Genomic DNA, 24808 nt, shown 5'->3' with positions numbered 1-24808 from the left:
CGAAATTGCAAACATGGCGTCACGCAAACTCTACATCGGCCGCAAGGTGCGCGAGCTGCGCGAAACCCACAAGGCGACGCAGGCGAGCTTCGCCGAGCGCATCGGCATTTCGACCAGCTATCTCAACCAGATCGAGAACAACCAGCGCCCGGTCTCGGCCTCGGTGCTGCTGGCGCTCGCCGAAAAGTTCCAGATCGACATCACCGAGATTTCACAAGGCGATGGCGACCGGCTGTTGTCGGCGCTGACCGAGGCCCTGAGCGACCCGATCTTCGAGAACTACGCGCCGAACCTGCAGGAGCTGAAGCTGGTGACGCAGAACGCGCCGGGATTTGCCCGGGCGCTGATCTCGGCGCACCAGGCCTATCGCCGCAACTCGGAGCAGCTGGCGAGCCTCGACGACACGCTGGGCAAGAGCGTCGGCCTGACCGAACCGACGCCCTATGAGGAAGTGCGCGACTTCTTCCATTTCGTCGACAACTACATCCATGCCCTCGACGTGGCGGCCGAGCGGCTGGCCGGCGAACTCGGCATCGGCGAACGCGACAGCTATGCGGCGCTGGCCGAGCATCTGGACAGCCGGCACGGCGTGCGCATCGCCCGTGCCGACGCCGATGACGATGCGCTCCGTCGCTTCGATGCCAAGTCGGGGGTGCTGTTCCTCAACCCATACTCGCCGCTCGCCACCCGCAGTTTCCAGGTCGCCTTCCAGGTCGCCGAAATGGAAATGGAGACCGAGGTGGCGCAGATCGCGCGTTCGGCCGATTTCCGCACCGCCGAGGCGCTGGAGATCTGCAAGATGGGCCTGCGCAACTATTTCGCCGGGGCGCTGACCCTGCCTTACCAGGCGTTCATGCGCGCGGCCGGCGAGTTGCGTCATGACCTGGAGCTGATGGCGGCGCATTTCGGCGCCTCGATCGAGCAGGTCGCGCACAGGCTCAGCACCTTGCAGCGGCCGGGCCACAAGGGCGTGCCGATCTTCTTTGCCCGTATCGACCGCGCCGGCAACATCACCAAGCGCCACAGCGCCGCCAAGCTGCAGTTCGCCCGTTTCGGCGCGGCTTGCCCGCTGTGGAACGTGCACCAGGCCTTCGAGACGCCGGGCCGGATCATCCGCCAGCTGGCCGAGACGCCGGACGGCGCACGCTATCTCTGCGTCGCCACTGAGATTTCAAAGGGCGGCGGCGGCTTCAACGCGCCGCATCGGCGCTATGCCATCGCGCTCGGCTGCGAGGTCGCCTACGCCCAGGACTTCGTCTATGCCGACGGGCTGGAGCTCGGCAGCAAGACGGCCTTCGACCCGATCGGCATCTCGTGCCGCATCTGCGAGCGCACCAATTGCCAGCAGCGCGCCGTGCCGCCGCTCAAGCGCCGGCTGGTGATCGACAGGGATGTCCGGCATCCGCTGCCGTATCGGATCGGCTAGGCTTCTAGCTGTTCCTTGGAGCGAACAGCCCGCCGATTGCCAGCATCAGCCAGCCCAGCATCATGCCGGTGCCGCCCATGGGAGCGGCGAAGGGAAACAGCCGCTGGCCGAGATAGTCGCGGGCGAGCAGGTCACCGGCGAACAGCAGCACGGCCAGCAGCAGGATGGCCGTCCCGATGTGCAGGATGCGGCTCTGGGCTGCCACCAGGGACAGTGCGATCAGCGCAGGCGCATGGAACAGCAGGAAGTTGGCGGCGGTCATGACATTGGTGCTGCCGCCGTGGCTCGCTGCTGCCGACAGCGCGACGCCCGCCGCGCCGAACAGCGCGCCAGCGGCAAACAGGACCCGGTCGAATTTCATTTTTTGCTCCTTCAGGCGCTGTGTTCGTGTGGCTACACCACCCCTAACCCCTCCCCACAAGGAGGGGAATTTCCCGCGACTGTCTCCGATTTCGCAGGCCAGGCCTTAACGAGGGCATGAAGCGGTAGGGGCCGTTGCGGCAGTCTCCCTCCCCTTGTGGGCAGGGGTCAGGGGTGCGGGTATCCTTCCATCATATCCGGGTGGGTCAGGGCCTGCCCGCCAAACTTCTGCCTCTGCCCGCGCCGATTGCCGCAGCCTTGCCGCTTTTCTGTGGAGCTTGAGATGGCGCGGGAAAATGCCCGTTTGGCGTTCTGGCCGGCAGTCACTATGTTCGCGCACCCCTTCAACAGGCACCAGGATTCCATGGCTGGCGACAACAGGAAAATCGCTGCGATCATCGCAGCCGAGATCAACGCGAAGCCCGAGCAGGTCGTGGCCGCCGTCGGACTGCTCGATGAGGGCGCGACCGTGCCTTTCGTCGCGCGTTACCGCAAGGAAGTCACCGGCGGACTGGACGACACCCAACTGCGCGATCTCTCCGAGCGCCTGGGTTATCTGCGCGAGCTTGAAGCGCGGCGTGCAGCGATCGTCGAATCCATCACCGGCCAGGGCAAGATGACCGACGACCTGGCGATCCGCATCGCCAGCGTCACCACCAAGGCTGAATTGGAAGACATCTACCTGCCCTACAAGCCCAAGCGCCGGACCAAGGCCGAGATCGCCAGGGAGCGCGGGCTCGGACCGCTGGCCGAGGCCATCCTCGCCGATCGTTCCAAGGTTCCGGCTGAGCTTGCTGTGCCCTACGTCGTTGGTGAAGTCGCCGACGTGAAGGCGGCGCTCGAAGGCGCGCGCGACATCGTCGCCGAGGGCATCTCGGAAAACGCCGATCTGCTCGGTCGCCTGCGCACCCACATGAAGGAGCGCGCGGTGATGCGCGCCCGCGTCGTCGACGGCAAGCAGGAGGCCGGTGCCAAGTTCTCGGACTATTTCGATCATTCCGAACGCTGGGCCTCGGTGCCGAGCCACCGGGCGCTGGCCATGCTGCGCGGCCGCAACGAAGACGTGCTGTCGCTCGACCTCGAGATCGACGCCGACGACACTTCGCCGGTCAAGCCGGTGGAGCGCATGATCGCCGCCGCCTACCAGATTGGCGCGACGCTTCCGGGCGACCAGTGGCTGATGCAGGTCGCCGGCTGGACCTGGCGGGTGAAGCTGTCGCTGTCCTTGTCGCTCGACCTGATGCGCGACCTGCGCGAGGCGGCCGAGGAAGAGGCGATCCGCGTCTTCTCGCGCAATCTCAAGGACCTTTTGCTCGCTGCCCCCGCCGGGTCGCGGGCCACCATGGGCCTCGATCCGGGCATCCGCACCGGCGTCAAGGTGGCTATCATCGACGCCACCGGCAAGGTGCTCGACACCACCACCGTCTACCCCTTCCCGCCGAAGAACGACGTGCGCGGCACCCAGGCCGAGCTTGCTCGGCTGATCATCCGCCACAAGGTCGAGCTGATCGCCATCGGCAACGGCACCGGCAGCCGCGAGACCGAGCGGCTGGTCGCCGACTTGCTCAACGACCTGCCGTCGCCGAAGCCGACCAAGGTCATCGTCAGCGAAGCTGGCGCCTCGGTCTATTCGGCGTCAGCGACGGCGGCTGCCGAGTTTCCCAATCTCGACGTGTCGCTGCGCGGTGCCGTGTCGATTGCGCGGCGCTTGCAGGATCCGCTCGCCGAACTGGTCAAGATCGAGCCCAAGTCGATCGGCGTCGGCCAGTACCAGCACGACGTCGACCAGTATCGCCTCGGCCGTTCGCTGGAGGCGGTGGTCGAAGACGCGGTGAACGCCGTCGGCGTCGATCTCAACACGGCGTCCGCCCCCCTTCTCGCCCGCGTCTCAGGCCTCGGGCCGTCGCTCGCCGAGTCGATCGTCGCGCATCGCGATGCCTCGGGTGCCTTTGCCACGCGCCGCGACCTGCTCGCTGTGCCGCGCCTCGGCCAGCGCGCCTTCGAGCAATGCGCCGGCTTCCTGCGCATCCGCGACGGCAAGGAGCCGCTCGACGCCTCTTCGGTTCACCCCGAAGCCTATGGCGTGGCGAAAAAGATCGTTGCGTCCTGCGGCCGCGACCTGCGCCAGCTGATGGGCGACAGTGCAGCGTTGAAAGCGATTGATCCGCGTGCGTTCGTCGACGAGCGTTTCGGCCTGCCGACGGTGCGCGACATCATCGCGGAGCTGGAAAAGCCGGGCCGCGACCCGCGCCCGGGCTTCAAGACCGCGACCTTCGCTGACGGCGTCGACGACATCAAGGACCTGAAGCCGGGCATGCTGCTCGAGGGCACCGTCACCAACGTCGCGGCCTTCGGCGCCTTCGTCGACATCGGCGTGCACCAGGATGGCCTCGTCCACGTCTCGCAGCTGGCCGACAAGTTCGTGAAGGACCCGCATGAGGTGGTGAAGGCCGGCGACGTGGTGAAAGTCCGCGTCGTCGAGGTCGACATTCCGCGCAAGCGCATCGGGCTGACCATGCGCAAGGACGGCGGCGAAGCGGCACCGAGGTCGGCGGCACTGGCCAAGCCCCGCGACATGAAGTTTGCCTCGTCAAAGCCGCCGCAGAACAAGCCGGAACAGCAAGGCGCCTTCGGCGCGGCGCTGCTCGAGGCTATGAAGCGGAAGTAGGAGCGCTCGGCGCTCCCCCTCTCCGCCTCGCTTCGCTCGGCACCTCTCCCCACGTTGTGGGGCGAGGAACCCAGGCTGGAGATGTGTCGGCGCGGCAGCGTTTCCTCTCCCCCGTCGAACGGGGGAGAGGTGGCCCGATGGGCCGGAGTGGGTGGCGACCTGTCGGCAACCAGCAGCCCCCTCCTCTCCCAGCGGCATGATCGCCCTTGCCCGGCTCGCCGTTCGTGCTTAGAAAGCCCGGGAAAACGCGGCCTTGGGCCGCTTGCGAAAGGTGCCGTGATCCCATGTCCAAGTGGAAAGACGTCAAGAAGGTCGTGCTCGCCTATTCAGGCGGCCTCGATACCTCCATCATCCTGAAGTGGCTGCAGACCGAGCTCAACGCGGAGGTCGTCACCTTCACCGCCGATCTCGGCCAGGGCGAGGAGCTCGAGCCGGCGCGCAAGAAGGCCGAGATGCTCGGCATCAAGGAGATCTTCATCGAGGACGTGCGCGAGGAATTCGTCCGCGACTTCGTCTTCCCGATGTTCCGCGCCAACGCTGTCTATGAAGGCGTTTACCTGCTCGGCACCTCGATCGCCCGCCCGCTGATCTCCAAGCACCTCGTCGACATCGCCCGCAAGACTGGCGCCGACGCCATTGCCCACGGCGCCACCGGCAAGGGCAACGACCAGGTCCGCTTCGAGCTGTCGGCCTATGCGCTCAACCCCGACATCAAGATCATCGCGCCGTGGCGCGACTGGTCGTTCAAGAGCCGTACCGACCTGCTCGATTTCGCCGAAAAGCACCAGATCCCGGTTGCCAAGGACAAGAAGGGCGAGGCCCCCTTCTCCGTCGACGCCAACCTCTTGCACTCGTCCTCCGAGGGCAAGGTTCTGGAAGATCCAGCCGTCGAGGCGCCCGAATACGTGCACATGCGCACGATTTCCCCTGAGGCGGCGCCCGACAAGGCGACCATCATCAAGGTCGGCTTCGAAAAGGGCGATGCCGTCTCGATCAACGGCGAGCGCCTGTCGCCGGCGACGCTGCTGGCCAAGCTCAACGACTATGGCCGCGACAATGGCATCGGCCGTCTCGACCTGGTCGAAAACCGCTTCGTCGGCATGAAGAGCCGTGGCGTCTACGAGACCCCCGGCGGCACGATCCTGCTTTCGGCGCACCGCGCCATCGAGTCGATCACGCTCGACCGTGGTGCCGCGCACCTTAAGGACGAGCTGATGCCGCGTTATGCCGAGCTGATCTATTACGGCTTCTGGTTCTCGCCTGAGCGCCAGATGCTGCAGGCGGCAATCGACCTCAGCCAGAAGGACGTCGAGGGCGAAGTCACCCTCAAGCTCTACAAGGGCAACGTCATGGTCATTGGTCGCGAGAGCGCCAAGTCGCTCTACTCGGACAAGCTGGTCACCTTCGAGGACGACCAGGGCGCCTACGACCAGAAGGACGCTGCCGGTTTCATCAAGCTCAACGCCCTGCGCCTGCGCACGCTGGCTGCGCGCAACAGGTGATGACAGCTATCTTCTCCCCGCTTGCGGGGAGAAGAGATGCCGGCAGGCAGATGAGGGGTGGAGCAAGCCTCTCAGGAGTTCGTGCTGCCCTTCATCCAGCACCGTTGGGCCACCTTTTCCCCGTGAACGGGGAGAAGGAACGAGGCTCAAGCCCCACCCTGATACATATCGCCGAGATAGGCCCGCTTGGCCGCGTCATCGCGCGCCGAATGGAGGTAGCGGCTGAAGGCCAGCCGCTCGTGGTTCACAGCGGCAAGCTCCCAGACGCAGAAGGTGGCGCGGTGCGGGCCGGGCAGCGCAAACAGTGAGAAGTCGGCGGCCTCCGCCGTCTTGGCGTAGACCGTCTCCCACATCTCGTTGGCATTGCGCCACGAACTGACCAGCAGGAAGTGAAAATCGCCGCCGCAGCGGTGCAGGATGACGAAACCCAGCTCGCCCTTGAGGTTGAGGCGACCGGTTGCCGTCTCGGCGGCCAGGAAGCGTTGAGCCATTGCGCTGGTTTTGTGTGTCACCGGCGCTTCCGCTTCGGCGATGTCGTACCATTTGAGCAGGCCGCCGCCGGCGGGCGCGGGCAGGCCCGGTGTCACTGACTTTGGGTAATGGGAGTAGCCTTCGACATTGCCGAAGCGCGAGAGATCGGCGGGCAGGCCGCTCTGGCTGTTCATGACAAGATCCTCGTCCGCATCGAGAAAGCCCGGTGCAGGCACCGGGCTTTTTCATTCTGCGTCCGAGGTGCTGGCTTTGCCAGTGCGCCGGAAATGTCTCCTGACAGGGTCGCGTCAGGCCTCAGGCGTCAGTTGCCGTCGATCTCGGCGCCGATGATGGCGATGGCCTGTTGGTAGACGCTGGCCGCATTCCAGCCCTGCAGGGCGCCGAAATTGGCCTGGCCGGGCTGGTAGCCGCCACCGGCGCTCCAGCCGTGGCCGCGGAGGAAGTTGGCCGTCGAGGCCAGTGCGTCGGCCTTCGAGCGGACCATGTCGATCTTGCCGTTGCCGTCGCCGTCGGCGCCGAACTTCAGCACGTTGACGGGAAGGAACTGGGTCTGGCCGATTTCGCCATGGGCGGCGCCGATGGCGTTGGGCGCCAGCGTGCCGCTCTGGACGAGCTTGAGCGCGGCATAGAGCTGATCGGTGAAATATTCAGAACGGCGGCAATCATAGGCAAGCGTCGCCACGGCCGACAGCGTGTGCTGGTTGCCGAGGAAGCTGCCGAAGCCGGTTTCCATGCCCCAGATCGCGATCAGCGGGCCGGCCGGAACGCCGTAGCGCGCCTCGATGCTCTGGAACAGCGCCGCGTTCTGCTTCTTGATGGTCTTGCCCTTGGAGGCGATGGTCTTGCCGCCGCGCTTGGCCATGAACTGGTCGAGCGAGAGCTTGAAGCTCTTCTGGTTGCGGTCGGCGGAAATGGTCTTGGTGGCGTAGGTCGTCTTGGCGAACGCGTTGAGCGCGTTGCCCTTGATGCCGTTGGCCGCCGCTTCCTGGGCGAAATCGGCTTTCCATGCCTCGAAGCCGCCCGCGTTGTTGCCGCACTGGGCAGCATATGCGCCGCTCGCCGTGACCGCCAGAACGGCGGAGGCTGCAGCAAAAGTCTTCACCTTGGCAAGAATTGCCATGCCCGTTCTCCTGATGCCTGAATCATTCCCCTGGGAGGGATGTTGCCAGCCGAACGCTCTCTTGTCATCGTTAAGAAGGCGTTTACGTCCCCACCGTCTTGCAATGGCTGGTGGCAAAAATCTCGCATACGATCAAGCAGTGAATGTGGCGAGAGCGGGGAAAAACGATGAAAGATGTCGATGTTGTGATCATCGGCGCCGGTTCTGCCGGCCTTTCGGCGGCAAAAGTGCTGCGTTCGGCCGGTTTGAGCTTCAAGGTGCTGGAGGCGATGGACCGCATCGGCGGCCGCGCCTGGACCAGCAACCGGCATTTCGGCGTGCCCTTCGACATAGGCTGTGCCTGGCTGCACGCCGCCGACCGCAACCCTTATTTCGCCGAGGCGCAGGCCGCCGGCTGGACGATGCATCACCACGACATGAACATCGACCATCTCTATTACCGCAACCGCAAGGCGAGCGAGGCGGAGGAAGCCGAGGTCAAGGCAGCCGACGCCGCAATGGCAGCGCTGCTCGAAAGCCACAGCGACACCGACGACCGTCTCGGTGCACTGCTGGCCAAGGGGCGGTCGTCGCGCGCCGCCGCCACCTTCTGCGGCCCGATGGACTTCGGTGCCGACGAGGACGAGATCTCCATCGCCGACTTCAGGAATGCCGCCGACCTCGATCCCAACTACTTCACCAGGGAGGGTTTTGGTGCGCTGGTGGCGCTTTTCGGTGCCGACGTGCCGGTCGAACTCGCCACGCCGGTGACCCGGATCGACTGGGACGGCGCCGGTGTGTCCTGTCTTACCGACCGGGGCACGTTGCGCGCCAGCGTTGCCATCGTCACGGCCTCGCCCGGGGTGCTGGCCTTCGAGGAGATCGTCTTTGCGCCCGCGCTCCCCGACAGCCACATGGCCGCGTTCTTCGATTTGCCGATGGGCATGCTGACAAAGCTGCCGGTTGAAATCAGCGGCAGCCGCCTTGGGCTCGACCCGTTCGACGACCTGCTGGTCGAGCGCACGGCGCGGCACGACATCTATTTCCTCAGCTTCCCGTTCGATCTCGACCTGATGGTCGGCTTTGTCGGCGGCGACTTTGCCTGGGAGCTGTCGGCTGCCGGCGAGGCTGCCGGGATCGATTTTGCCACCGACCGGCTGTGCGAGATCTTCGGCAACGACACCCGCAGGCATGTCGGCCGCGCGATGATGACCAACTGGGGCGGCGAGCGTTATGTCAGGGGTGCCTATGCGGCGGCCCGGCCAGGGCGGTCAGGCGCACGCTCGGCGCTGATGCAGCCGGTTGGCGAGCGCATTTTCTTCGCCGGCGAGCACCTTGCAGGACCGCTGATCCAGACCTGCGGCGGCGCCCGGCTGTCGGGCGAAGCGGTGGCCAGGCAGATCGTCGCGCAACTCGCGGCGTGACGCCGCCACGTGTGAAACGGCTACAATTCGTGAGCGCTACCGGTCTGCTGGATCGGAACTGACCGCTGTTTGGCCCGTTTTCGCCTCCTGAGGGACCAAGAAAACGGAGCGAAAAGATGAAAACCAAGCTGTTGTTTCCCGCTGTGGCGGGCGCGCTTCTCGCCTTCTCCGGCCCGTCATTTGCAGATGTCGCGGTCCAGGCCGCGACCGATCTCAATGTCCGCGCCGGCCCCGGCCCGCAATATCCGGTCGTCGGCGTCATCGGTGCCGGCCAGGCCACCACCCTGCGTGGCTGCCTTGAGAGCAGCAAATGGTGCAGCGTCGCAGATTCAGGCGGCGATGGCTGGGTCTATTCCGACTATCTGGTCGGCGATTTCGGCGGCCAGCAGGTCGTGCTTTCCGCGCGCCCGGCCGATTCCGGCGTGATCGTCGTTGATCCGCCCGCCGCTGCCGCCGATGTCGTCATAGACGGGACGACGGGCGCGATCGTCGCCGGCGAAGCCATGCCTGCCATCGAGCCCCCCATGGAGGTTCGCACCTATGTGACGGACCACCGGATCGAACCGGTCTATCTGGACGGTGAAGTGGTCGTCGGCGCCGGGTTGCCCGATACGGTCGAACTGACTGAAATCCCCGATTCCGAGTACCGCTATGTCTATGTGAACGGCCAGCCGGTGCTGGTCGAACCGTCGACGCGGCGCGTCGTCTATGTGATGCGCTGAGTGAAGCGGCCGCCGGGCACCTGTCCGGCGGTCTCCTTTCAAGTCCGCCTCAACGCCGGCGCGGCAGCTTCTTGCCGGCGGCCTTGGCCGAGCGTTTCATCAACTGTTCGAAATCCGCCGCCGGCAGCGCCCTGGAATAGAGGTAGCCTTGTCCGACCCGGCAGCCCATGGCGTAGAGGGCCGCTTCCTGCGCCCGGGTTTCGATGCCCTCGGCGACGACGGCCAAGCCCATGTCCCTGGCCATGCCGAGCACCGCGCGCACGATCGCGGCATCCTGCGGCTGGCTCAGCATGTCGCGGATGAAACTGCGGTCGATCTTGAGCAGCGTCAGCGGAAAGCGCTTGATGGTGCTGAGTGCCGCATGGCCGGTACCGAAATCGTCGAAGGCAAGCCCGACGCCCGCCTCCCCCAGCTTGCGGAACGGCGCCACCGTGCGCTCTTCGTGGTCGAGGGCGATGGTCTCGGTCACTTCCAGTTCGAGGGCTTCGGCCGGCAGCCCGTGACGGGCCAGCGTCGTCAACACGGTTTCCGCCAGATTTCCGGCATTGACCTGCGCCGCAAACAGGTTGACCGCCATGGAGATAGGGGCCAGCCCGTGGGCTCGCCATTCCGCCGATTGCCGGCAGGCCTCGTCGAGGATCCAGCCGCCGACGGTCAGCGCGCCGGAATGCGATTCAAGCACGGCGAGGAAATCGGCAGGCTCGAGCAGCCCGCGCGAAGGGTGGTTCCAGCGCAACAGCGCCTCGGCGCCCAGCACCTTGCCGCTCTCCAGGCATACCTGCGGCTGGTAGTGCAACACGAACTCGCCGGCGCCGATCGCCCGCAACAATTCGTCCTGCAAGGCCCGGCGGGCAGCGACCGCGTTGCGCATGCCCGGTTCGAACATGCGGTAGGAATTGCCCTGCTTCCGTGCCCGGTAGAGCGCGAGGTCGGCGCTGGCCAGCAATTCCTCGGCATCGCTGCCGTCGCCGGGGGCCATGGCGCCGCCGATGCTGACGCCGAGCTTGACCAGGTGGTCGCCGATCTCGAAAGGCTTTTCGAACGACCGTAGCAGGCTGCCTGCGGCCGCCTCGCCGGCAGAGGGATCGTCGATCCCGCGCAACAATACGGCGAACTCGTCGCTGCCGAGGCGGGCCACCATGGCGTTGGCCTCGAGCGCTGCCGGCAGCCGCACGGCGAGCGCCTGCAGCAGCGTGTCGCCGGTGGCGTGACCGAGCGTGTCGTTGACCTTCTTGAAGCCGTCGAGATCGATCAGCAGCACGGCCGTCCGCTCGCCGGCGGCGAGCGCTTCCTCGAGCCGCATGTCGAACTGGAAACGGTTCGGCAGGCCGGTCAGCGTGTCCTGGTGGGCAAGGCGATGCAGGCGCATGTCGCGCTGCCGCCGGTCGGAGATGTCGCGGATCATGCCGCCCATCGACACGCCGTCCTGCCCATGCCAGACCGAAAGCGACAGTTCGATCGGGAATTCGCTGCCGTCGCGCCGAAGCGCTGCGACTTCGACCGTCTTGCCGGTCAGTTTCGACGGGGTGCCGGAGCCGACGCGGGCGATGCCGGCGTTGTGGGCGCCGCGCAGCCTGGGCGGAATGATCAGGTCGAGCGTGCGGCCGACCATGTCGGACCTGGTGTAGCCGAACATGCGCTCGGCGGACTTGTTGACGAAGGTAATGTTTCCTGCGGCGTCGATCACGACCAGGGCGAATTCGATGTTTTCGACAAATCCGCCCAACGGCGAGTCGGAAATGCGATCGCCTCCCGGGGATACGACATGCGAGCCGGCCGCATGGTCACACATGGTGGCAAAACATCCCTAAACAAAGCATATGAAGCCCCCCGGCAGGCGGCACACTAAAGGGCAAGTCTTAACAGGGATTGACCGTCAGGCCGCGAATGGCCGAAAGCGTGCCTTCTCTTGACTCCCCGGCCTTTTTCCTGTCTACAGCCCACAAATTCCGCGACGAGTTCCACTCCGAGCGGCCGACCGGGACACCCATAGCGGTACAAAACGATCCCGGAGGCCAACACCCGGCAGCGCAGTGCGCCCCCGGGTGCTTTTTGGTTTGGTTCGCGCGCGCGGAGGCATTACCTCTCGGTTCGACACCGGTTGGCTGAGAGAAGGGAAGTTGAATGTTTGAATCGCTGCAAGAGCGACTTGGATCGATCCTCAACGGCCTGACCGGCCGTGGCGCGCTGTCGGAAGCCGATGTCTCGGCTGCCCTGCGCGAGGTTCGTCGTGCCTTGCTCGAGGCCGACGTCGCACTCGAAGTCGTGCGTTCCTTCACCGACCGGGTCCGCGAGAAGGCCGTCGGTGCGGCGGTCCTGAAATCGATCAAGCCCGGGCAGATGGTCGTCAAGATCGTCCATGACGAGCTGGTCGAGATGCTCGGCTCCGAAGGAGTCGCCATCGATCTCAACGCGCCGGCGCCCGTCGTCGTCATGATGGTCGGCCTGCAGGGCTCGGGCAAGACCACGACCTCGGCCAAGATCGCCAAGCGGCTGACCGAGCGCCAGGGCAAGAAAGTGCTCATGGCCTCGCTCGACACGCGCCGTCCGGCCGCGCAGGAGCAGCTGCGCCAGCTCGGCGAGCAGACCAAGGTCGCCACCCTTCCCGTCATCGCCGGCCAGTCGCCGGTCGACATCGCCAAGCGCGCCGTCCAGGCGGCCAAGCTCGGCGGCCATGACGTGGTCATCCTCGATACCGCCGGCCGCACCCATATCGACGAGCCGCTGATGGCCGAGATGGCCGACATCCGCAAGGTGTCGGACCCGCACGAGATCCTGCTCGTCGCCGATTCGCTGACCGGCCAGGACGCGGTCAACCTCGCCAAGAATTTCGATGACCGCGTCGGCATCACCGGCCTCGTGCTGACCCGCATGGACGGCGACGGCCGTGGCGGTGCAGCACTTTCGATGCGTGCCGTCACCGGCAAGCCGATCAAGCTGATCGGCGTCGGCGAAAAGATGGAAGCGCTGGAGGAGTTCTATCCCAAGCGCATCGCCGACCGCATCCTCGGCATGGGCGACATCGTCAGCCTCGTCGAGAAGGCCGCCGAAAACATCGACGCGGAAAAAGCCGCGGCGATGGCCAAGAAGATGCAGTCGGGCAAGTTCGACCTGAACGACCTCGCCGACCAGCTTGGCCAGATGCAGAAGATGGGCGGCATGGGCGGCATCATGGGCATGATGCCGGGCATGGGCAAGATGAAGGACCAGATGGCTGCGGCTGGCCTGGACGACAAGATGTTCGGGCGCCAGATCGCCATCATCTCGTCGATGACCAAGGCCGAGCGCGCCAATCCCGACGTCCTCAAGCACTCGCGCAAGAAGCGCATCGCGGCCGGTTCCGGCACCGACGCAGCCGAAATCAACAAGCTGCTCAAGATGCATCGCCAGATGGCCGACATGATGAAGGCCATGGGCGGCAAGGGCAAGGGCGGCGGCCTCATGCGCGGCATGATGGGCGGCCTCGCCTCCAAGATGGGCCTCGGCGGCATGATGCCAGGCGGCGGCATGCCAGACCTGTCCAAGATGGATCCCAAGCAGCTCGAAGCCTTGCAGAAGCAGGCGGAAGCCGCCGGTCTCGGCGGCGGCCTCAAGGGCCTTCCCGGCGGCATGCCCGGCATGGGCGGCGGTTTGCCTGGCCTGCCCGGCGGCATGAAGCTTCCGGGTCTCGGCGGCGGCCTGCCCGGCCTTGGCAAGAAGAAGTGAGGAGCGCGCGATGACCGACATCACCCCGCAGGCACAGCTCCAGGAATTGCGTGCTTCGATCGACAACATCGACGCCGCCCTGATCCACATGTTGGCAGAGCGCTTCCGCTGCACCAAGGCGGTGGGCGTGCTCAAGGCGACGCATGGCCTGCCGCCGGCCGATCCGGCGCGCGAGCAGACCCAGATCGAGCGCCTGCGCCGTCTGGCCGACGACGCCCATCTCGATCCGGATTTCGCAGAGAAGTTCCTCAACTTCATCATCCGCGAGGTCATCCGGCATCACGAAATGCTGGCCGCCGAACATAACGGTGGCTCAGAGAGGACTACCTCCGCCTGAGGCGGAACAAGCAGAACAGACCAAACCCAAGACAGAACTACTCAGGAGTAAGACAATGTCCCTTAAGATCCGCCTGGCCCGCGCCGGCTCCAAGAAGCGCCCCTACTACCACATCGTCATCGCCGACGCCCGCAGCCCGCGCGACGGCCGCTTCATCGAGGCGATCGGCGCCTGGAACCCGCTGCTGCCCAAGGACGGCGACCGCGTCAAGCTCGACGCCGACCGCGCCAAGCACTGGCTGTCGAACGGCGCCCTGCCGACCGACCGCGTTGCCCGTTTCCTCGACCAGGCCGGCGTCGTGACGCGCGATGCCCGTTCGAACCCGACCAAGGGTGAGCCGGGCAAGAAGGCCCAGGAGCGTCTCGCCGCCCTGAAGAAGGCCCAGGACGATGCAGCCGCCGCGATCGCCGCTGCCGCTGCTGCCCCGGCCGAGGCTTCGGCAGAATAATTTTCACCTCAACAGTGAATGCGAAACGGCGGGCCGAAAGGCCCGCCGTTTTCGTTTTGCATCTGTTTCAGCCGGGCCGGCGGACAGAATCCTGGCCGCCAGCGGTCGCTTGACCGTTTCGCCCCGTCGCGCCACCTTTGCGAGGCGGGGCCAGGAGGAGCAGGCGATGACCAGCAGCACGTCGATCAATGCCGACGGCATATCCGAGCCTTTCGCAGCGGAAACGGTGCCGCTCGAGGCCTTTTCCCAGGGCGAACGCTTCGGTTCGAGCTTCAGGCACCTCTCCAGTTTCGGCGGCGGCGACCATGTCGGCGTGGCGCTGGAGGAACTCGCGCCGGGCAAGGAAACCAACCCGTCGCACTATCACATGCTCGAAGAGGAACACGCCTACATCCTCGAGGGCGTGCTGACGCTCAGGCTCGGCGCACGCGCCTATGTCATGAAGGCCGGCGACTATGTCTGTTTTCCCGCCGGGCAGAAGGTCGGGCATTCGCTGTTCAACCACACGAGCGAGCCCTGCCGCTATCTCATCATCGGCGAGCGCAATCCCAACGATGTCATCGTCTATCCCGATTCCGGCCGCGTCAGCGTCCGGCTGACCGGCGAGGGCTACCGCATGTCGGCGACGATGGACTACTGGGAGGGCATCGACACGACCGCTTCCCCGGCTGGGCGCCCTCAGGAGTAGAAGAAGTTCTCCGCTGCCAGCATCGGCGGCGGGGTTTCGCCCAGCGCCTCGAACACCGAGATCTCGCAGACCCGGCAGAGCCCGTCGAGCGCCAGGTCGTTGGCCTCCATGCCGAAGGGGTCCTCCAGTTCTTCCGACAGCGCGTCGAGGCCGAAGAAGGTGTAGGCGATCAGCGCGGTGAATAGCGGCGTCGCCCAGCCTGCGGAGGCGGCCAGGCCGAAGGGCAGCAGCAGGCAGAAGACGTAAGCCGTGCGCTGCAGAAGCAGCGTGTAGGCGAAGGGCAGGGGCGTGCCCATGATGCGCTCGCAGCCGGCCTGCAGGGCGGCGATGGCCGACAGCCGCTCGTCGAGGATGCGGTAGTCCATGGCTTCCAGCGCCTTGGCGCGCTTGAGCACGGCGAGCCTTGTCCCCATGCGGCGGATCGTGGCGTCGGGCTTGTTGGCGGCGGCATGGATCTCGTCGACGGCGTCGCCGATGAAGGGACGGGCTGCGTCGCGGGTGTCGACGCGGCGCAGTTCGCCGCGCAGGAAATGGCAGAAAGCTAGCGCATCCATCAGGAAGGGCCGCAGCTCGTCGCGGTCCGAAATCATCGCGTTGGCGGCGCGCGCCAGGTTCCTGATCTCGAAGACCAGCTGACCCCAAAGTTTACGCGCCTCCCACCAGCGGTCGTAGGCGGCGTTGTTGCGGAACCCGAGATAGATCGACAGCGCGACGCCGAGAAGGGCGAAGGGCGCGACCCCGGCATCGCCGAGGTTGAGATCGAGCGCCTTGATCGTCGCCACCACTACGGCGCCGTAGAGCGCGAAGCCGAAGATCTGCGGCAGGATGCGCGGCACGACCGAGCCGCGCATGACGAAGAACAGTTTCAGCAGGCCGGTGCGGGGACGGACGATCATGCGGGCGGAAACCTCCGGGTGCCGTGAGGCCGCATAGTGCGCCCAAGGCTGCCGGGAAGTCATCTCAAAATGCGACACCCGTGCAAGTTTCGTCGAAAAGATTCAGTCACTTGGCGGTTGGATGCGGTTTGTCGCCCTTTATAGGGCCGGACAGCGTTCAGCGGCGCGTGTTCCTGCCCGTCAGCAGTGCGAAAAAGCTGCGAAGCGGGCCGCCGCGGCGAAGTTTGCGAATCTCGGTTGCCAGTTCGGCGGCCTGGCCCGAGAGCTCGCCCATGGCGAAACCAAACTCCTCGCTTGGTCCCACGCCTTCGCGCAGCTTGACGAAGCGGGTGTCGAAGATGCGGTTCTGCTGGACGAATGTCTCGAGGATCGCGGCCAGCGCCAGGTCTTCCTCGGATGGGAGCTTCCGGGGCCAGTCCCGCTCGGAAAGGACCGCGCGATAGATCGCTTCGAGCTGCCGCGCGCCTTCGTCGCTGTTGAGGTTTTGCCTGACGTGGCGTGTCACGCCGGCCGCGTCGTCAGCCCGGTAAGCGACGATCTCGCGGTCGAGGCACTCCGGTGACGCTGCTTCGGACAGCGCGCCATAGGCAAAATTGATGGCAGCAAAATCGTCGAGCCGTTGCATGGTCACCAGGCCGCCGATGCCGAACCGGTCGGCGTTGATGACGGCACGGCCGCTGGCCAGCGCCTCGAGCGCCATTCGCCCGCTGGCGAAGATGAGGTCGACACCCTCGAGGCGCTTGACGACATCGTCGGCGGCCTTTGTCACCAGTTCGCCGCGGAAGTCGATGCCGTGTCGTTCGCTGGCCTGGGCAATCAGGCCGGCGAAGGGGATGGCGCCCGGGTGAGCGAAAATCGCCGCCGTGCGCAGCTTCGCCGGAGCCGGTGCGGCGGGGCCGACGCGATTGAGGTCGATGGTGTTCGGCCAGCAGGTGACGCGTGACGGCGGCAGGCCATTTTCGTCGACGAGCCGCCCGCGCAGCACGCTGCGTACATAGAGATAGCGCCTGATGCGGGGGTGGACGGGAGGCGCATCCTGGTGGCTGGCGAAGTCATGGCAGGCAAACACCGCCGGTGTGCCGGGGAAACGGACGAGGGCGGCGATCGTTGGGCCCGTGTGGTGGCCGTGGATGACGTCGGGCACTTCGCCGAGCGTCGCCAGGGATGTCACCACGGGTGAGCCCGTGGCGCGGATCTCGGCTGCTGCCGGGCCGGTCACCGGTGCGAAGGTGGCGACCGAGTGGCCGCGGCGGCGCAAAGCCAGCACCATGTCGCGGACCAGGGTTTCCGTGCCGCTGCGGCCGGTCAGGACGGCATTGGTCATGAGGATGCGGAGCGGGCGGTCCCGGTCGGTAGCGGCTGTCGCAGCGCTGTGCTGCGCGCCGTCCAGGCTGTCACGCGCCATGGCTGGAGATCCCGATCGTTGCAGCCCGCACCGCCCTTCAGGCAATGCTAATCTACCGGAGACGACTTCGGAATCAAGCTTGGGGCGATACCGGGGCGGCGAACGCCCCGGGATCAAATCATGTCATGCCGCGTCGCGGGCCCGGCCCGACGCGGCACTTTTCCGAGGCTGGCCTCAGGCCGCCTTCTTCTTCGGCGAGATCAGGCCGCGCTCGACCAGGAGCTCGGCGATCTGCACGGTGTTGAGGGCTGCGCCCTTGCGCAGATTGTCGGAGACGATCCACATCGACAGACCGTTGTCGACGGTCGAATCCTCGCGGATGCGCGAGATGTAGGTTGCGTCTTCGCCGGCCGAGTCGAGCGGGGTGGCGTAGCCGCCATCCTCACGCTTGTCGATGACCAGGCAGCCCGGCGCCTCGCGCAGGATGTCGCGTGCCTCGTCGGCGGTGATCGGCTTTTCGAACTCGATGTTGACGGCTTCCGAGTGGCCGATGAACACCGGCACGCGCACGGCGGTAGCGGTCAGCTTGATCTTGGGGTCGAGCATCTTCTTGGTCTCGGCCATCACCTTCCACTCTTCCTTGGTGTAGCCGTCCTCCATGAAGACGTCGATGTGCGGGATGACGTTGAAGGCGATGCGCTTGGTGAACTTCTTGGCTTCGACCGGATCGGCGACGAAGACGGCGCGCGTCTGGGTGAACAGCTCGTCCATGCCTTCCTTGCCGGCGCCCGAAACGGACTGGTAGGTGGCGACGACGACGCGCTTGATCGTGGCGGCGTCATGCAGCGGCTTGAGTGCGACGACCAGCTGGGCGGTCGAGCAGTTCGGATTTGCGATGATGTTCTTCTTCGAGAAGCCGGCAATGGCGTCGGGGTTCACTTCCGGCACGATCAGCGGCACGTCCTGGTCGTAGCGGAAGGCCGACGAGTTATCGATGACGACGCAGCCCTGCTTGCCGATCCTGGGCGACCATTCCTTGGAAATGTTGCCGCCGGCCGACATCAGGCAGATGTCGGTGTCGGAGAAGTCGTAAGTGTCGAGAACCTTGGCCTTCAGCGTCTTGTCGCCGAACGACACTTCGGTGCCGAGCGAGCGGCGCGAGGCCAGTGCCACGACCTCATCGACCGGAAAGCCGCGTTCTTCGAGGATGTTGAGCATTTCCCGGCCGACATTGCCCGTGGCGCCGACGACTGCAACCTTGAAACCCATATCGAAAATCTCCTGTCCCTCTCCGCTCGCTTCTGGAGAAAACCCGCTGGCCGTTGCGGGCTTCATCCCCCGGGCCGGACCCGGGAGAGGGTGAGCAGGCCAAGGGAAATCACACCGTTTTGGTGGTGGTGGTTTTGGCCATGGTTTTGGTCGAAAGCAGGGACGCGGCTGCGCGCCCGGCACGATGGTTGGCATCGTGGCCGGGGAAGTCGAATGCGAAAAGCGCCATCAAGAGGCCGCGCATCGGAGGGTTCCCTGTTCGCCGCCGCTTTTAGCCGGTTTGCGTGGAGAGTCAATCGGGGTGCGGCTGTCGGCCTCCGGCGCTTGTGATTTGACCTTTGTCGCCTGCCGCCTAGGCTCCGCCGTGGATCGATTGACGGAGGAGCCCCATGGAAATCCTGTCGAAACGCGTCCCCATCGCTGCCACGCTGGCTGCGGCCGCCATGTTCTCGCTGCCGGCACTCGCCCATCACGGCTGGTCCTGGACCCAGGACGGCTTTTTCGAGCTCAAGGGCGTCATCGCCGAAATCTATATCGGCAATCCGCATGCCACGCTCGACGTCGATGTCGAGGGCGACATCTGGCGCGTCGAGCTCGCCCCGCCGGCGCGAACGATCGCGGCGGGCTTCAGCGACGAGGTCGCGCAAAAAGGCGACGAGGTCACCGCGATCGGAAACCGCTCGCGTGACGAAACCGAAAAACGCATGAAGGCGGTCCGGATCGTCGTCAACGGAAAGACCTACGATGTCTATTCGGATCGCGTGCCGCCGAGCTGAGCGGACCCCGGGCGTGGAGCCGCTGCAGGCCATCGAACAGCTCGACGCCGTCAAGCTGCTCAAGACCTCGTATTTCGCCTACCCGGTGGTCAATGCGGTCCATATCGCCGCCATAGGCGCCTTGCTCACGTCGGTTGCGCTTATGGACCTGCGCATCCTCGGCGCCTTCCGCGCCCTGCCGGAGCGCCCCTTCGTGGCACTGCTGCGGCGGCTTGCCTTCTCGGCTTTCGCGCTGGCCGTGCTGAGCGGCCTCGTGCTGTTTTCGGTGCGCGCGTCGTACTATGCGCAGATGCCGGTGTTTCTCGCCAAGATGGCCCTTATCGTGCTTGCCGGCGCCAATTTCGCGGTCTTCGCCGCTGTCGACAAGGGGCGTGGCGCGAACGGCCGTCGGGTGGCTTCACGCGCGCTTGCCGCAATCTCCGTCATGTTGTGGTCTGCCGTCCTGCTGTGCGGCCGCTTCATCGGGTTCCAGTGAGCAGCTGTTACTTCTCCTTCAGCTTGATCCGGGGGAAGCGCAGCGGCGGCCACTCCTCGGCGGGCAAGGGTTGCGCCAGGAGCTCGGTGAGCTCGACGGGCAGGCCGACATGCGCCTGCTTGGTGGCGACGCCGTCGGCGATGGTTACGACGCTGTCGTAGAATTCCTGCCCCATCGCCGATTTCGGCGGGGTGGTCTCGTGCATGATGCTGATCACGGTGGCATCGGGGCAGTTGTCCTTGATCGCCTGGTGGAAGGCGATCTTGGCCTCAGGGTCGAGCGCGGAGGCGGCCTCGTCAAGGAACAGCAGGCCGGGCTGGAGCAGGAGGATGCGGGCCACGACCAGCTTCTGCTTCTGCCCGCCCGAAAGCACCTGGTCCCAGATCTTGCCCTCGCGCATCTCCTCGCCGAGATGCTCGATGAAATCGCCGAGGCCGGCCTTGTGCAGGGCGACCGCAACGCGGGCCTCCGAATGCTCGTCGGCGCTGCCCGGCAGGCAGACCAGCTGCTTCAGTGACACCTGCGGCAGCTTGACGTCCTGCGTGGCGTAGAAGGACTTCACGCCATCGGGATGGATGACGGTACCTCGGCCATATGGCCACAGCCCGTTGATCGCCTTGACCAGCGATGTCTTGCCGCAGCCGGATTCGCCGCGCACGAAGGTCCACTCGCCGCGGCGGAAACGCAGGTTCGATACCGTCAGGAACGGCGTTGCGTCGCTGCCCCGGTGCATCAGTTCGAGATTGCGCACGGTCAGGCCGAAGATCGCGTTCTGGCCGCCATGGCTGAAATCGGAATGGCCGGTGAGGCCGTAGAATTCCTGTGGCCGCTGGACGTTCTCGATGGCCTTGGCGAGGTTGATGACGCGCTGGCTGTTGGCCTTCAGCGTGGCGATCGCCGGCATGACGTGGATGAACCACGAGCACTGGCTGATCAGCGAGTTCACCAGCTCGGCGCCGGTGATGTAGCCCTTCAGGTTGATCTGGCCGTGCATGTAGGGCAGCAGGCCAGGACCATAGGCGACGAAGCGGGCGGCGACGAAGTTGTAGATCAGCTCGAACGACATGTAGCCGGCATTGACCGTGTTGAGCCGCCCCCATGTCTTGTCGATGTCGAGATAGAGCCGGTCGTGCATCGACCGCTGCACGCTTTCGCCGCGCGAGGCCGCGACGTGGAAGCTGCGGCGCAGGAAGGTGGTGAGTTCGCCGCGGTAGCTGCCTTCGGCCTGCTGCATCCTGATGCTCAGCCGTTCCATCAGCCCGCCCAGCTTGATGGCGATGTAGGTGTTGAGCGGGACATAGGCGGCGACCGCGCCGAGCGCCAGGATGAAGCTGCCGTAGTTGCCGAGAAATTCCAGCCCGCGCACCGAGGTCGAGGTTTCCAGCAGCTTCTGACCGACGAAGAACAGAGAGGCGGCAACGCTCATCACGCCCATGGCCAGGCCGATCGCGCCGCCGGTCATGCCCTTGATCGAATCCTGGACGCGCTGGTCGATGTTGTCGGGGGGCGGGGTGCCGACACCCGCGTCGTCGACGCCGCCGTGCTGGACATGGAAATGGGTGTGGTTGCCGTCGAGCAGGGCGGCGTTGAAGCGGCTGTTGAGCCAGCCTCGCCACTTTCGGTGCAATGTGGTGGAGAAGAGATGGCGGATGCCGGTAAAGCCCGCATCCTTGATCAGCACGAGAAGAAGCAGCGTGCCGGCACTGGTAAGCAGAGACGCCAGCGGCGTCAGGTTCGTCGGGTCGTGGAAGAAGGCAATCGAGTTGACCAACTCACCGGAGGCTTCGGCCATCCAGACGCTGGCCTTGCTGGAAAGTGCGGTGAGGAGGGCTATCACCAGCGTCAGCCCCCAGGCTTCCCTCCAGCGCTCCGACAACCAGTAGGCCCGCATCAGGCCCCAGAAGTTGCGCATCGCCGAAACCGGCGTCAGGGGAGGCGGCCTTGCGGCGCCGCGACGCCATCTGTTCACCGATGGATATCGAGGTCTGTCGACCCGAATCACTGTTTTCCTGCCCCAGTGCCCATTTGCTGTTGAAGGGTAACATGAGTTGAACATTTCACAGTCAACATGTGGTTACCGGCTAATCAATGCATCGCGAGCGTTGCTGCAGGGCAACTGTTCGCCGCGACCCTCGCCGTGCTTGCGGCGCAGCCGGGTTTGGAACACTCTTGGCTTCGATCACGAGGACGACGGATGCGCGGGGACGTTCTGCACTATGACGAGGCTCAGGGCTTCGGTTTCATCGATGGAGCCGACGGCAATCGCTACACCTTCGCCCGCGAGGATCTCAGGCACGCGGCGACGACGAGCAAGGGCGTTCCGGTCGAGTTCCAGCCGAGCGGCGGCCAGGCGTGCGAGGTGTTCGTCATTCGTGCCGCGCCCGCCACAGCTTCGCCCGAGCCGGTGGCAGCGACCGTGCCGCAACATTTCGGCCGCTTCGCCCTCGAACCCATATCGTCCTCGACCGGCCTGTGGAGTTATTTCCGGCGCGCATTGACTGAAAGCTACGCCAATTTCAGGGGTCGCGCCCGGCGCAAGGAATATTGGGGTTTCTACCTGTTCTGGGCGATTTCGGTCGTCGTGCTTTCGACCGTGGGCTTTGCCATCGACGGGTCGCTCGGTGCCGGGCTGGAGGAGCCTATCGCCGGCTTGGCCTTGCCCGGCCTGTTCGTGCTGGCGGCGCTGTTGCCCTGCATCGCCATGACCGTTCGCCGGGTACACGACCTCGGCCTGTCCGGATGGTTCTGCCTGCTGATCCTGCTGCCTTATGTCGGCGGGCTCAGCCTGTTGGTGTTTTCGCTGCTGCCGTCGCAGAAGAGCGACAACAAATGGGGGCCGGTGCCAGCAGGGGTGAAGGTTCCAGCACCTCACGTCCCGGCCGCCTAGACTAGGGTCATTCCCGAAGAAGGCTGGAAGCAGCTCGTCACTTCCCGCGACACGAATGCAAAGCGGCGCCCCTGGGGGCGCCGCACGCAATGGGTGTCAATCAGGTACTACGCGAAGAACTTCGCGATGATGGCGTCGCCCATCTGGGTCGTGCCGACTTCGGTCTTGCCCTCGGACATGATGTCCTTGGTGCGCAGGCCGTCGTCGAGCACCGCGGCAATGGCCGCCTCCAGCCTGTCGGCTTCGGCCACCATGTTGAACGAGTAGCGCAGGCACATGGCGAAGGACGCGATCATGGCGATCGGGTTGGCGATGCCCTGGCCGGCAATGTCGGGCGCCGAGCCGTGCACCGGCTCGTAAAGCGCCTTGCGCTTGCCGGTCAGTGCGTCGGGTGCGCCGAGCGAGGCCGAGGGCAGCATGCCGAGCGAGCCGGTCAGCATCGCGGCGACGTCCGACAGCATGTCGCCGAACAGGTTGTCGGTGACGATGACGTCGAACTGCTTGGGCCAGCGCACCAGCTGCATGCCGCCGGCGTCGGCCAGCATGTGGTCGAGCTTGACGTCGGCGTATTTGGCCTTGTGGGTGGCGGTCACCACCTCGTTCCACAGCACGCCCGACTTCATGACGTTGCGCTTTTCCATCGACGTCACGCGGTTCTGGCGGGTGCGCGCCAGTTCGAAGGCGACGCCCGAGATGCGCTCGATCTCGAAGGTGTCGTAGACCTGCGTGTCGATGCCGCGCTTCTGGCCGTTGCCGAGGTCGATGATCTGCTTGGGCTCGCCGAAATAGACGCCGCCGGTCAGCTCGCGCACGATCAGGATGTCGAGACCCTCGACGACTTCCTGGCGGAGCGAGGACGAAGAGGCGAGCGCCGGATAGCAGATCGCCGGGCGCAGGTTGGCGAACAGCTCCATGTCCTTGCGCAGCCGCAAGAGGCCGGCCTCGGGGCGTACCTCGTAAGGCACGGCATCCCACTTCGGGCCGCCGACGGCGCCGAACAGCACGGCGTCCGCGGCCATCGCCTTGGCCATGTCGGCATCCGAGATCGCCTGGCCGTGGGCGTCGTAGGCCGAGCCGCCGACGAGGCCTTCCTCGGTGGCGAAGCCGCTGCCGAGCTTGTCGTTCATGGCCGCAATCAGCTTGCGGACCTCGGCCATGGCCTCGGGGCCGATGCCGTCGCCGGGGAGGAGAAGAAGATTGCGCGTCGCCATGGAAAGCCTTTCCGAAAGATGCGTGAACCGCGGTCTTGCTAGCCTTGGCGGGGCGTCGGTGCAAGCGGGAAAGGCTCGGATTTCTTGAATTGCTGGACGCTTGCAGCTACGTTTTGCTGATCATTGCTGAGCAGAAGGCGGCCCTGGACGAATTGCGCGGCTTGGGTTGGGCGATCTCGGCGCCATGCGCAATGATTGGTCACCGGAAGCCGACTGGGCTCTCAAGGAAAAGAAGTGACCGTGTCGAGGGCCGCCCGCCTCTATCCGATCTCCAGCAACAGCGCCCGATGGTCTGAGACCTCCGGTTCTTCCACCACCTCGAAGCGGCACACGTCGATATCGTCGCTGACCAGCATGTAGTCGGCGAAACGCGGCGTCTTCAGGTAATACGAGGTGCGGGTGTCGGTGAAGCCGTGCCGTGTCATCAGGTCGGTCAGCCCGATGTCGCTCAAGGCTATCAGCATCCGGCTCTCCGGCAGCACGTTGAAATCGCCGCACACGACCAGCCCGTCGCCCTCCTGGCGCAGCCTGCCGATCAGCTCGACCAGCCTTGTCGTCTGCGCATCGCGAGCGGGCGTGTCGCCCTTGCCGTTGAGTTCGCGCAGGCCGTGGAGATGGACGACGACCGTCGTTCGCCCGGTGGCATGGTCGTGTAGCCTGACGGCATGGGCGTTGCGCGAGCGCGGATGGTCGCCGAAGCCGTTGGCCGAAAAGGCGCCGTGGATGAAGCCCTGCACCTGGCCGACAATTGGAAGCGAGCGGCGGACGAAGGTCGCCAGCCCCCATTCGGAGGGGATAGCTTGGTCACCGTCAAACAGCGGGCCGCGCGCGGCCGGGCAGAAGAAGGCCTGGTGCCCTGGCAGAGCCCTCGCCACCTCCGCGAAGAGGTTGGCCCGCTGCAAGAGCTCGCCGCCTCCGTCGCGATAGACCAGCCAAGGTGAAGTTGACCCAGGCGTGCCGGTCGCTTCCTGAAGGCAAAAGACATCCGGGTCGGCGGCGCTGATGTAACTGACCAACTGCTCGCCGAGCCTGCCGCCCCAGCCGTTCAGCGATAGGATGCGCAAACGATCCCTCCGAT

The 24808-nt window shown here is 65.5% G+C and carries 23 protein-coding genes; 12 read left to right on the top strand and 11 right to left on the bottom strand.

Features of this window, described 5'->3' with window-relative positions; all coding sequences use genetic code 11:
• The first annotated feature begins 13 nt into the window (after positions 1-13).
• The gene (locus tag ASC75_RS08460; RefSeq protein ID WP_055973054.1) at positions 14-1426 is read left to right on the top strand and encodes a helix-turn-helix transcriptional regulator; all 1413 of its coding nucleotides are present in this window, start codon (positions 14-16) and stop codon (positions 1424-1426) included.
• 4 nt (positions 1427-1430) lie between these two features.
• Here the strand turns inward: ASC75_RS08460 and ASC75_RS08455 are convergent, their stop codons facing one another.
• The gene (locus ASC75_RS08455; protein WP_055973051.1) at positions 1431-1787 is read right to left on the bottom strand and encodes a DUF423 domain-containing protein; all 357 of its coding nucleotides are present in this window, start codon (positions 1785-1787) and stop codon (positions 1431-1433) included.
• A gap of 363 nt (positions 1788-2150) precedes the next feature.
• Between ASC75_RS08455 and ASC75_RS08450 the strand changes: the two genes are divergently transcribed.
• On the top strand, positions 2151-4454 hold the full coding sequence (locus ASC75_RS08450) for a Tex family protein (protein WP_055973097.1): 2304 nt from the start codon (positions 2151-2153) through the stop codon (positions 4452-4454).
• Positions 4455-4738: 284 nt separating this feature from the next.
• Complete coding sequence (locus ASC75_RS08445; RefSeq protein ID WP_055973048.1) at positions 4739-5956, top strand: argininosuccinate synthase; 1218 nt, start codon at positions 4739-4741, stop codon at positions 5954-5956.
• A gap of 146 nt (positions 5957-6102) precedes the next feature.
• Here the strand turns inward: ASC75_RS08445 and ASC75_RS08440 are convergent, their stop codons facing one another.
• Positions 6103-6621: a hypothetical protein gene (locus ASC75_RS08440; protein ID WP_055973044.1), complete on the bottom strand. Its 519-nt coding sequence runs from the start codon at positions 6619-6621 to the stop codon at positions 6103-6105.
• A 128-nt stretch (positions 6622-6749) separates the two neighbouring features.
• The gene (locus ASC75_RS08435; RefSeq protein ID WP_055973041.1) at positions 6750-7568 is read right to left on the bottom strand and encodes a lytic transglycosylase domain-containing protein; all 819 of its coding nucleotides are present in this window, start codon (positions 7566-7568) and stop codon (positions 6750-6752) included.
• Between the two features lie 167 nt (positions 7569-7735).
• On the opposite strand from ASC75_RS08435, the gene ASC75_RS08430 reads away from it, so the two are divergent.
• The gene (locus ASC75_RS08430; RefSeq protein ID WP_055973038.1) at positions 7736-8971 is read left to right on the top strand and encodes an NAD(P)/FAD-dependent oxidoreductase; all 1236 of its coding nucleotides are present in this window, start codon (positions 7736-7738) and stop codon (positions 8969-8971) included.
• Between the two features lie 116 nt (positions 8972-9087).
• Positions 9088-9693: a DUF1236 domain-containing protein gene (locus tag ASC75_RS08425; protein WP_055973035.1), complete on the top strand. Its 606-nt coding sequence runs from the start codon at positions 9088-9090 to the stop codon at positions 9691-9693.
• A 49-nt stretch (positions 9694-9742) separates the two neighbouring features.
• On the opposite strand, the gene ASC75_RS08420 is transcribed toward ASC75_RS08425, so the two are convergent.
• Complete coding sequence (locus ASC75_RS08420) at positions 9743-11419, bottom strand: EAL domain-containing protein (protein WP_055973032.1); 1677 nt, start codon at positions 11417-11419, stop codon at positions 9743-9745.
• Between the two features lie 398 nt (positions 11420-11817).
• Here ASC75_RS08420 and ffh point away from each other — a divergent pair, with 398 nt between their 5' ends.
• The 4 genes from ffh to ASC75_RS08400 all read left to right on the top strand — a co-directional run bounded on the left by ffh (position 11818) and on the right by ASC75_RS08400 (position 14871).
• A complete protein-coding gene (ffh, locus tag ASC75_RS08415) occupies positions 11818-13398 on the top strand; it encodes a signal recognition particle protein (protein WP_055973029.1) in 1581 nt (526 codons plus the stop codon).
• A 10-nt stretch (positions 13399-13408) separates the two neighbouring features.
• A complete protein-coding gene (locus ASC75_RS08410; RefSeq protein WP_055973027.1) occupies positions 13409-13735 on the top strand; it encodes a chorismate mutase in 327 nt (108 codons plus the stop codon).
• 55 nt (positions 13736-13790) lie between these two features.
• Positions 13791-14183: a 30S ribosomal protein S16 gene (gene rpsP / locus ASC75_RS08405; RefSeq protein ID WP_055973024.1), complete on the top strand. Its 393-nt coding sequence runs from the start codon at positions 13791-13793 to the stop codon at positions 14181-14183.
• 166 nt (positions 14184-14349) lie between these two features.
• Positions 14350-14871, top strand: a complete 522-nt coding sequence (locus tag ASC75_RS08400) for a cupin domain-containing protein (RefSeq protein ID WP_055973021.1) — start codon at positions 14350-14352, stop codon at positions 14869-14871.
• Here the strand turns inward: ASC75_RS08400 and ASC75_RS08395 are convergent.
• The 4 genes from ASC75_RS08395 to ASC75_RS26865 form a co-directional block, all read right to left on the bottom strand.
• Positions 14862-15767, bottom strand: a complete 906-nt coding sequence (locus ASC75_RS08395; RefSeq protein WP_055973017.1) for a bestrophin family ion channel — start codon at positions 15765-15767, stop codon at positions 14862-14864. The two genes, ASC75_RS08400 and ASC75_RS08395, sit on opposite strands and share 10 nt — an antisense overlap.
• Before the next feature lie 157 nt (positions 15768-15924).
• Positions 15925-17172, bottom strand: a complete 1248-nt coding sequence (locus tag ASC75_RS08390) for a glycosyltransferase (protein ID WP_055973015.1) — start codon at positions 17170-17172, stop codon at positions 15925-15927.
• Positions 17173-17346: 174 nt separating this feature from the next.
• Positions 17347-18381 (bottom strand): aspartate-semialdehyde dehydrogenase, encoded by a 1035-nt coding sequence (locus ASC75_RS08385; protein WP_055973012.1) that lies wholly within the window; start codon positions 18379-18381, stop codon positions 17347-17349.
• Positions 18382-18490: 109 nt separating this feature from the next.
• Positions 18491-18625, bottom strand: coding sequence for a hypothetical protein (locus tag ASC75_RS26865; RefSeq protein WP_280137933.1), 135 nt, complete (start codon positions 18623-18625; stop codon positions 18491-18493).
• A 145-nt stretch (positions 18626-18770) separates the two neighbouring features.
• Between ASC75_RS26865 and ASC75_RS08380 the strand changes: the two genes are divergently transcribed.
• Positions 18771-19157: a DUF6152 family protein gene (locus tag ASC75_RS08380; protein ID WP_055973009.1), complete on the top strand. Its 387-nt coding sequence runs from the start codon at positions 18771-18773 to the stop codon at positions 19155-19157.
• A gap of 13 nt (positions 19158-19170) precedes the next feature.
• Complete coding sequence (locus tag ASC75_RS08375; RefSeq protein ID WP_055973007.1) at positions 19171-19632, top strand: hypothetical protein; 462 nt, start codon at positions 19171-19173, stop codon at positions 19630-19632.
• A gap of 7 nt (positions 19633-19639) precedes the next feature.
• On the opposite strand, the gene ASC75_RS08370 is transcribed toward ASC75_RS08375, so the two are convergent.
• Positions 19640-21544 (bottom strand): ABC transporter ATP-binding protein/permease, encoded by a 1905-nt coding sequence (locus ASC75_RS08370; protein WP_055973003.1) that lies wholly within the window; start codon positions 21542-21544, stop codon positions 19640-19642.
• 282 nt (positions 21545-21826) lie between these two features.
• Here ASC75_RS08370 and ASC75_RS08365 point away from each other — a divergent pair, with 282 nt between their 5' ends.
• On the top strand, positions 21827-22519 hold the full coding sequence (locus ASC75_RS08365; protein WP_055973001.1) for a DUF805 domain-containing protein: 693 nt from the start codon (positions 21827-21829) through the stop codon (positions 22517-22519).
• A 107-nt stretch (positions 22520-22626) separates the two neighbouring features.
• On the opposite strand, the gene leuB is transcribed toward ASC75_RS08365, so the two are convergent.
• Complete coding sequence (gene leuB / locus ASC75_RS08360) at positions 22627-23730, bottom strand: 3-isopropylmalate dehydrogenase (RefSeq protein ID WP_055972998.1); 1104 nt, start codon at positions 23728-23730, stop codon at positions 22627-22629.
• Positions 23731-23990: 260 nt separating this feature from the next.
• A complete protein-coding gene (locus ASC75_RS08355; protein ID WP_055972994.1) occupies positions 23991-24794 on the bottom strand; it encodes an endonuclease/exonuclease/phosphatase family protein in 804 nt (267 codons plus the stop codon).
• Positions 24795-24808: the final 14 nt, after the last annotated feature.

The organism is Aminobacter sp. DSM 101952 (assembly GCF_001424795.1).
GTDB classification, from domain to species: Bacteria; Pseudomonadota; Alphaproteobacteria; order Rhizobiales; family Rhizobiaceae; genus Aminobacter; species Aminobacter aganoensis.
Note: the sequence above shows the minus strand (reverse complement) of the source record. Positions and strands in the feature narration are given on the sequence as shown.

What these genes read in the sequence shown, in the direction of transcription:
- rpsP (WP_055973024.1), top strand. Translation starts at nt 13,791, where the DNA reads ATGTCCCTTAAGATCCGCCTGGCCCGCGCCGGCTCCAAGAAGCGCCCC.
- ASC75_RS08430 (WP_055973038.1), top strand. Translation starts at nt 7,736, where the DNA reads ATGAAAGATGTCGATGTTGTGATCATCGGCGCCGGTTCTGCCGGCCTT.
- ASC75_RS08440 (WP_055973044.1), bottom strand. Translation starts at nt 6,621, where the DNA reads ATGAACAGCCAGAGCGGCCTGCCCGCCGATCTCTCGCGCTTCGGCAAT.
- ASC75_RS26865 (WP_280137933.1), bottom strand. Translation starts at nt 18,625, where the DNA reads ATGCGCGGCCTCTTGATGGCGCTTTTCGCATTCGACTTCCCCGGCCAC.
- ASC75_RS08370 (WP_055973003.1), bottom strand. Translation starts at nt 21,544, where the DNA reads ATGCGCAACTTCTGGGGCCTGATGCGGGCCTACTGGTTGTCGGAGCGC.
- ASC75_RS08380 (WP_055973009.1), top strand. Translation starts at nt 18,771, where the DNA reads ATGGAAATCCTGTCGAAACGCGTCCCCATCGCTGCCACGCTGGCTGCG.
- ASC75_RS08460 (WP_055973054.1), top strand. Translation starts at nt 14, where the DNA reads ATGGCGTCACGCAAACTCTACATCGGCCGCAAGGTGCGCGAGCTGCGC.
- ASC75_RS08385 (WP_055973012.1), bottom strand. Translation starts at nt 18,381, where the DNA reads ATGGGTTTCAAGGTTGCAGTCGTCGGCGCCACGGGCAATGTCGGCCGG.
- ffh (WP_055973029.1), top strand. Translation starts at nt 11,818, where the DNA reads ATGTTTGAATCGCTGCAAGAGCGACTTGGATCGATCCTCAACGGCCTG.
- ASC75_RS08400 (WP_055973021.1), top strand. Translation starts at nt 14,350, where the DNA reads ATGACCAGCAGCACGTCGATCAATGCCGACGGCATATCCGAGCCTTTC.
- ASC75_RS08365 (WP_055973001.1), top strand. Translation starts at nt 21,827, where the DNA reads ATGCGCGGGGACGTTCTGCACTATGACGAGGCTCAGGGCTTCGGTTTC.
- ASC75_RS08395 (WP_055973017.1), bottom strand. Translation starts at nt 15,767, where the DNA reads ATGATCGTCCGTCCCCGCACCGGCCTGCTGAAACTGTTCTTCGTCATG.
- ASC75_RS08445 (WP_055973048.1), top strand. Translation starts at nt 4,739, where the DNA reads ATGTCCAAGTGGAAAGACGTCAAGAAGGTCGTGCTCGCCTATTCAGGC.
- ASC75_RS08390 (WP_055973015.1), bottom strand. Translation starts at nt 17,172, where the DNA reads ATGGCGCGTGACAGCCTGGACGGCGCGCAGCACAGCGCTGCGACAGCC.
- ASC75_RS08410 (WP_055973027.1), top strand. Translation starts at nt 13,409, where the DNA reads ATGACCGACATCACCCCGCAGGCACAGCTCCAGGAATTGCGTGCTTCG.
- ASC75_RS08455 (WP_055973051.1), bottom strand. Translation starts at nt 1,787, where the DNA reads ATGAAATTCGACCGGGTCCTGTTTGCCGCTGGCGCGCTGTTCGGCGCG.
- ASC75_RS08450 (WP_055973097.1), top strand. Translation starts at nt 2,151, where the DNA reads ATGGCTGGCGACAACAGGAAAATCGCTGCGATCATCGCAGCCGAGATC.
- leuB (WP_055972998.1), bottom strand. Translation starts at nt 23,730, where the DNA reads ATGGCGACGCGCAATCTTCTTCTCCTCCCCGGCGACGGCATCGGCCCC.
- ASC75_RS08435 (WP_055973041.1), bottom strand. Translation starts at nt 7,568, where the DNA reads ATGGCAATTCTTGCCAAGGTGAAGACTTTTGCTGCAGCCTCCGCCGTT.
- ASC75_RS08425 (WP_055973035.1), top strand. Translation starts at nt 9,088, where the DNA reads ATGAAAACCAAGCTGTTGTTTCCCGCTGTGGCGGGCGCGCTTCTCGCC.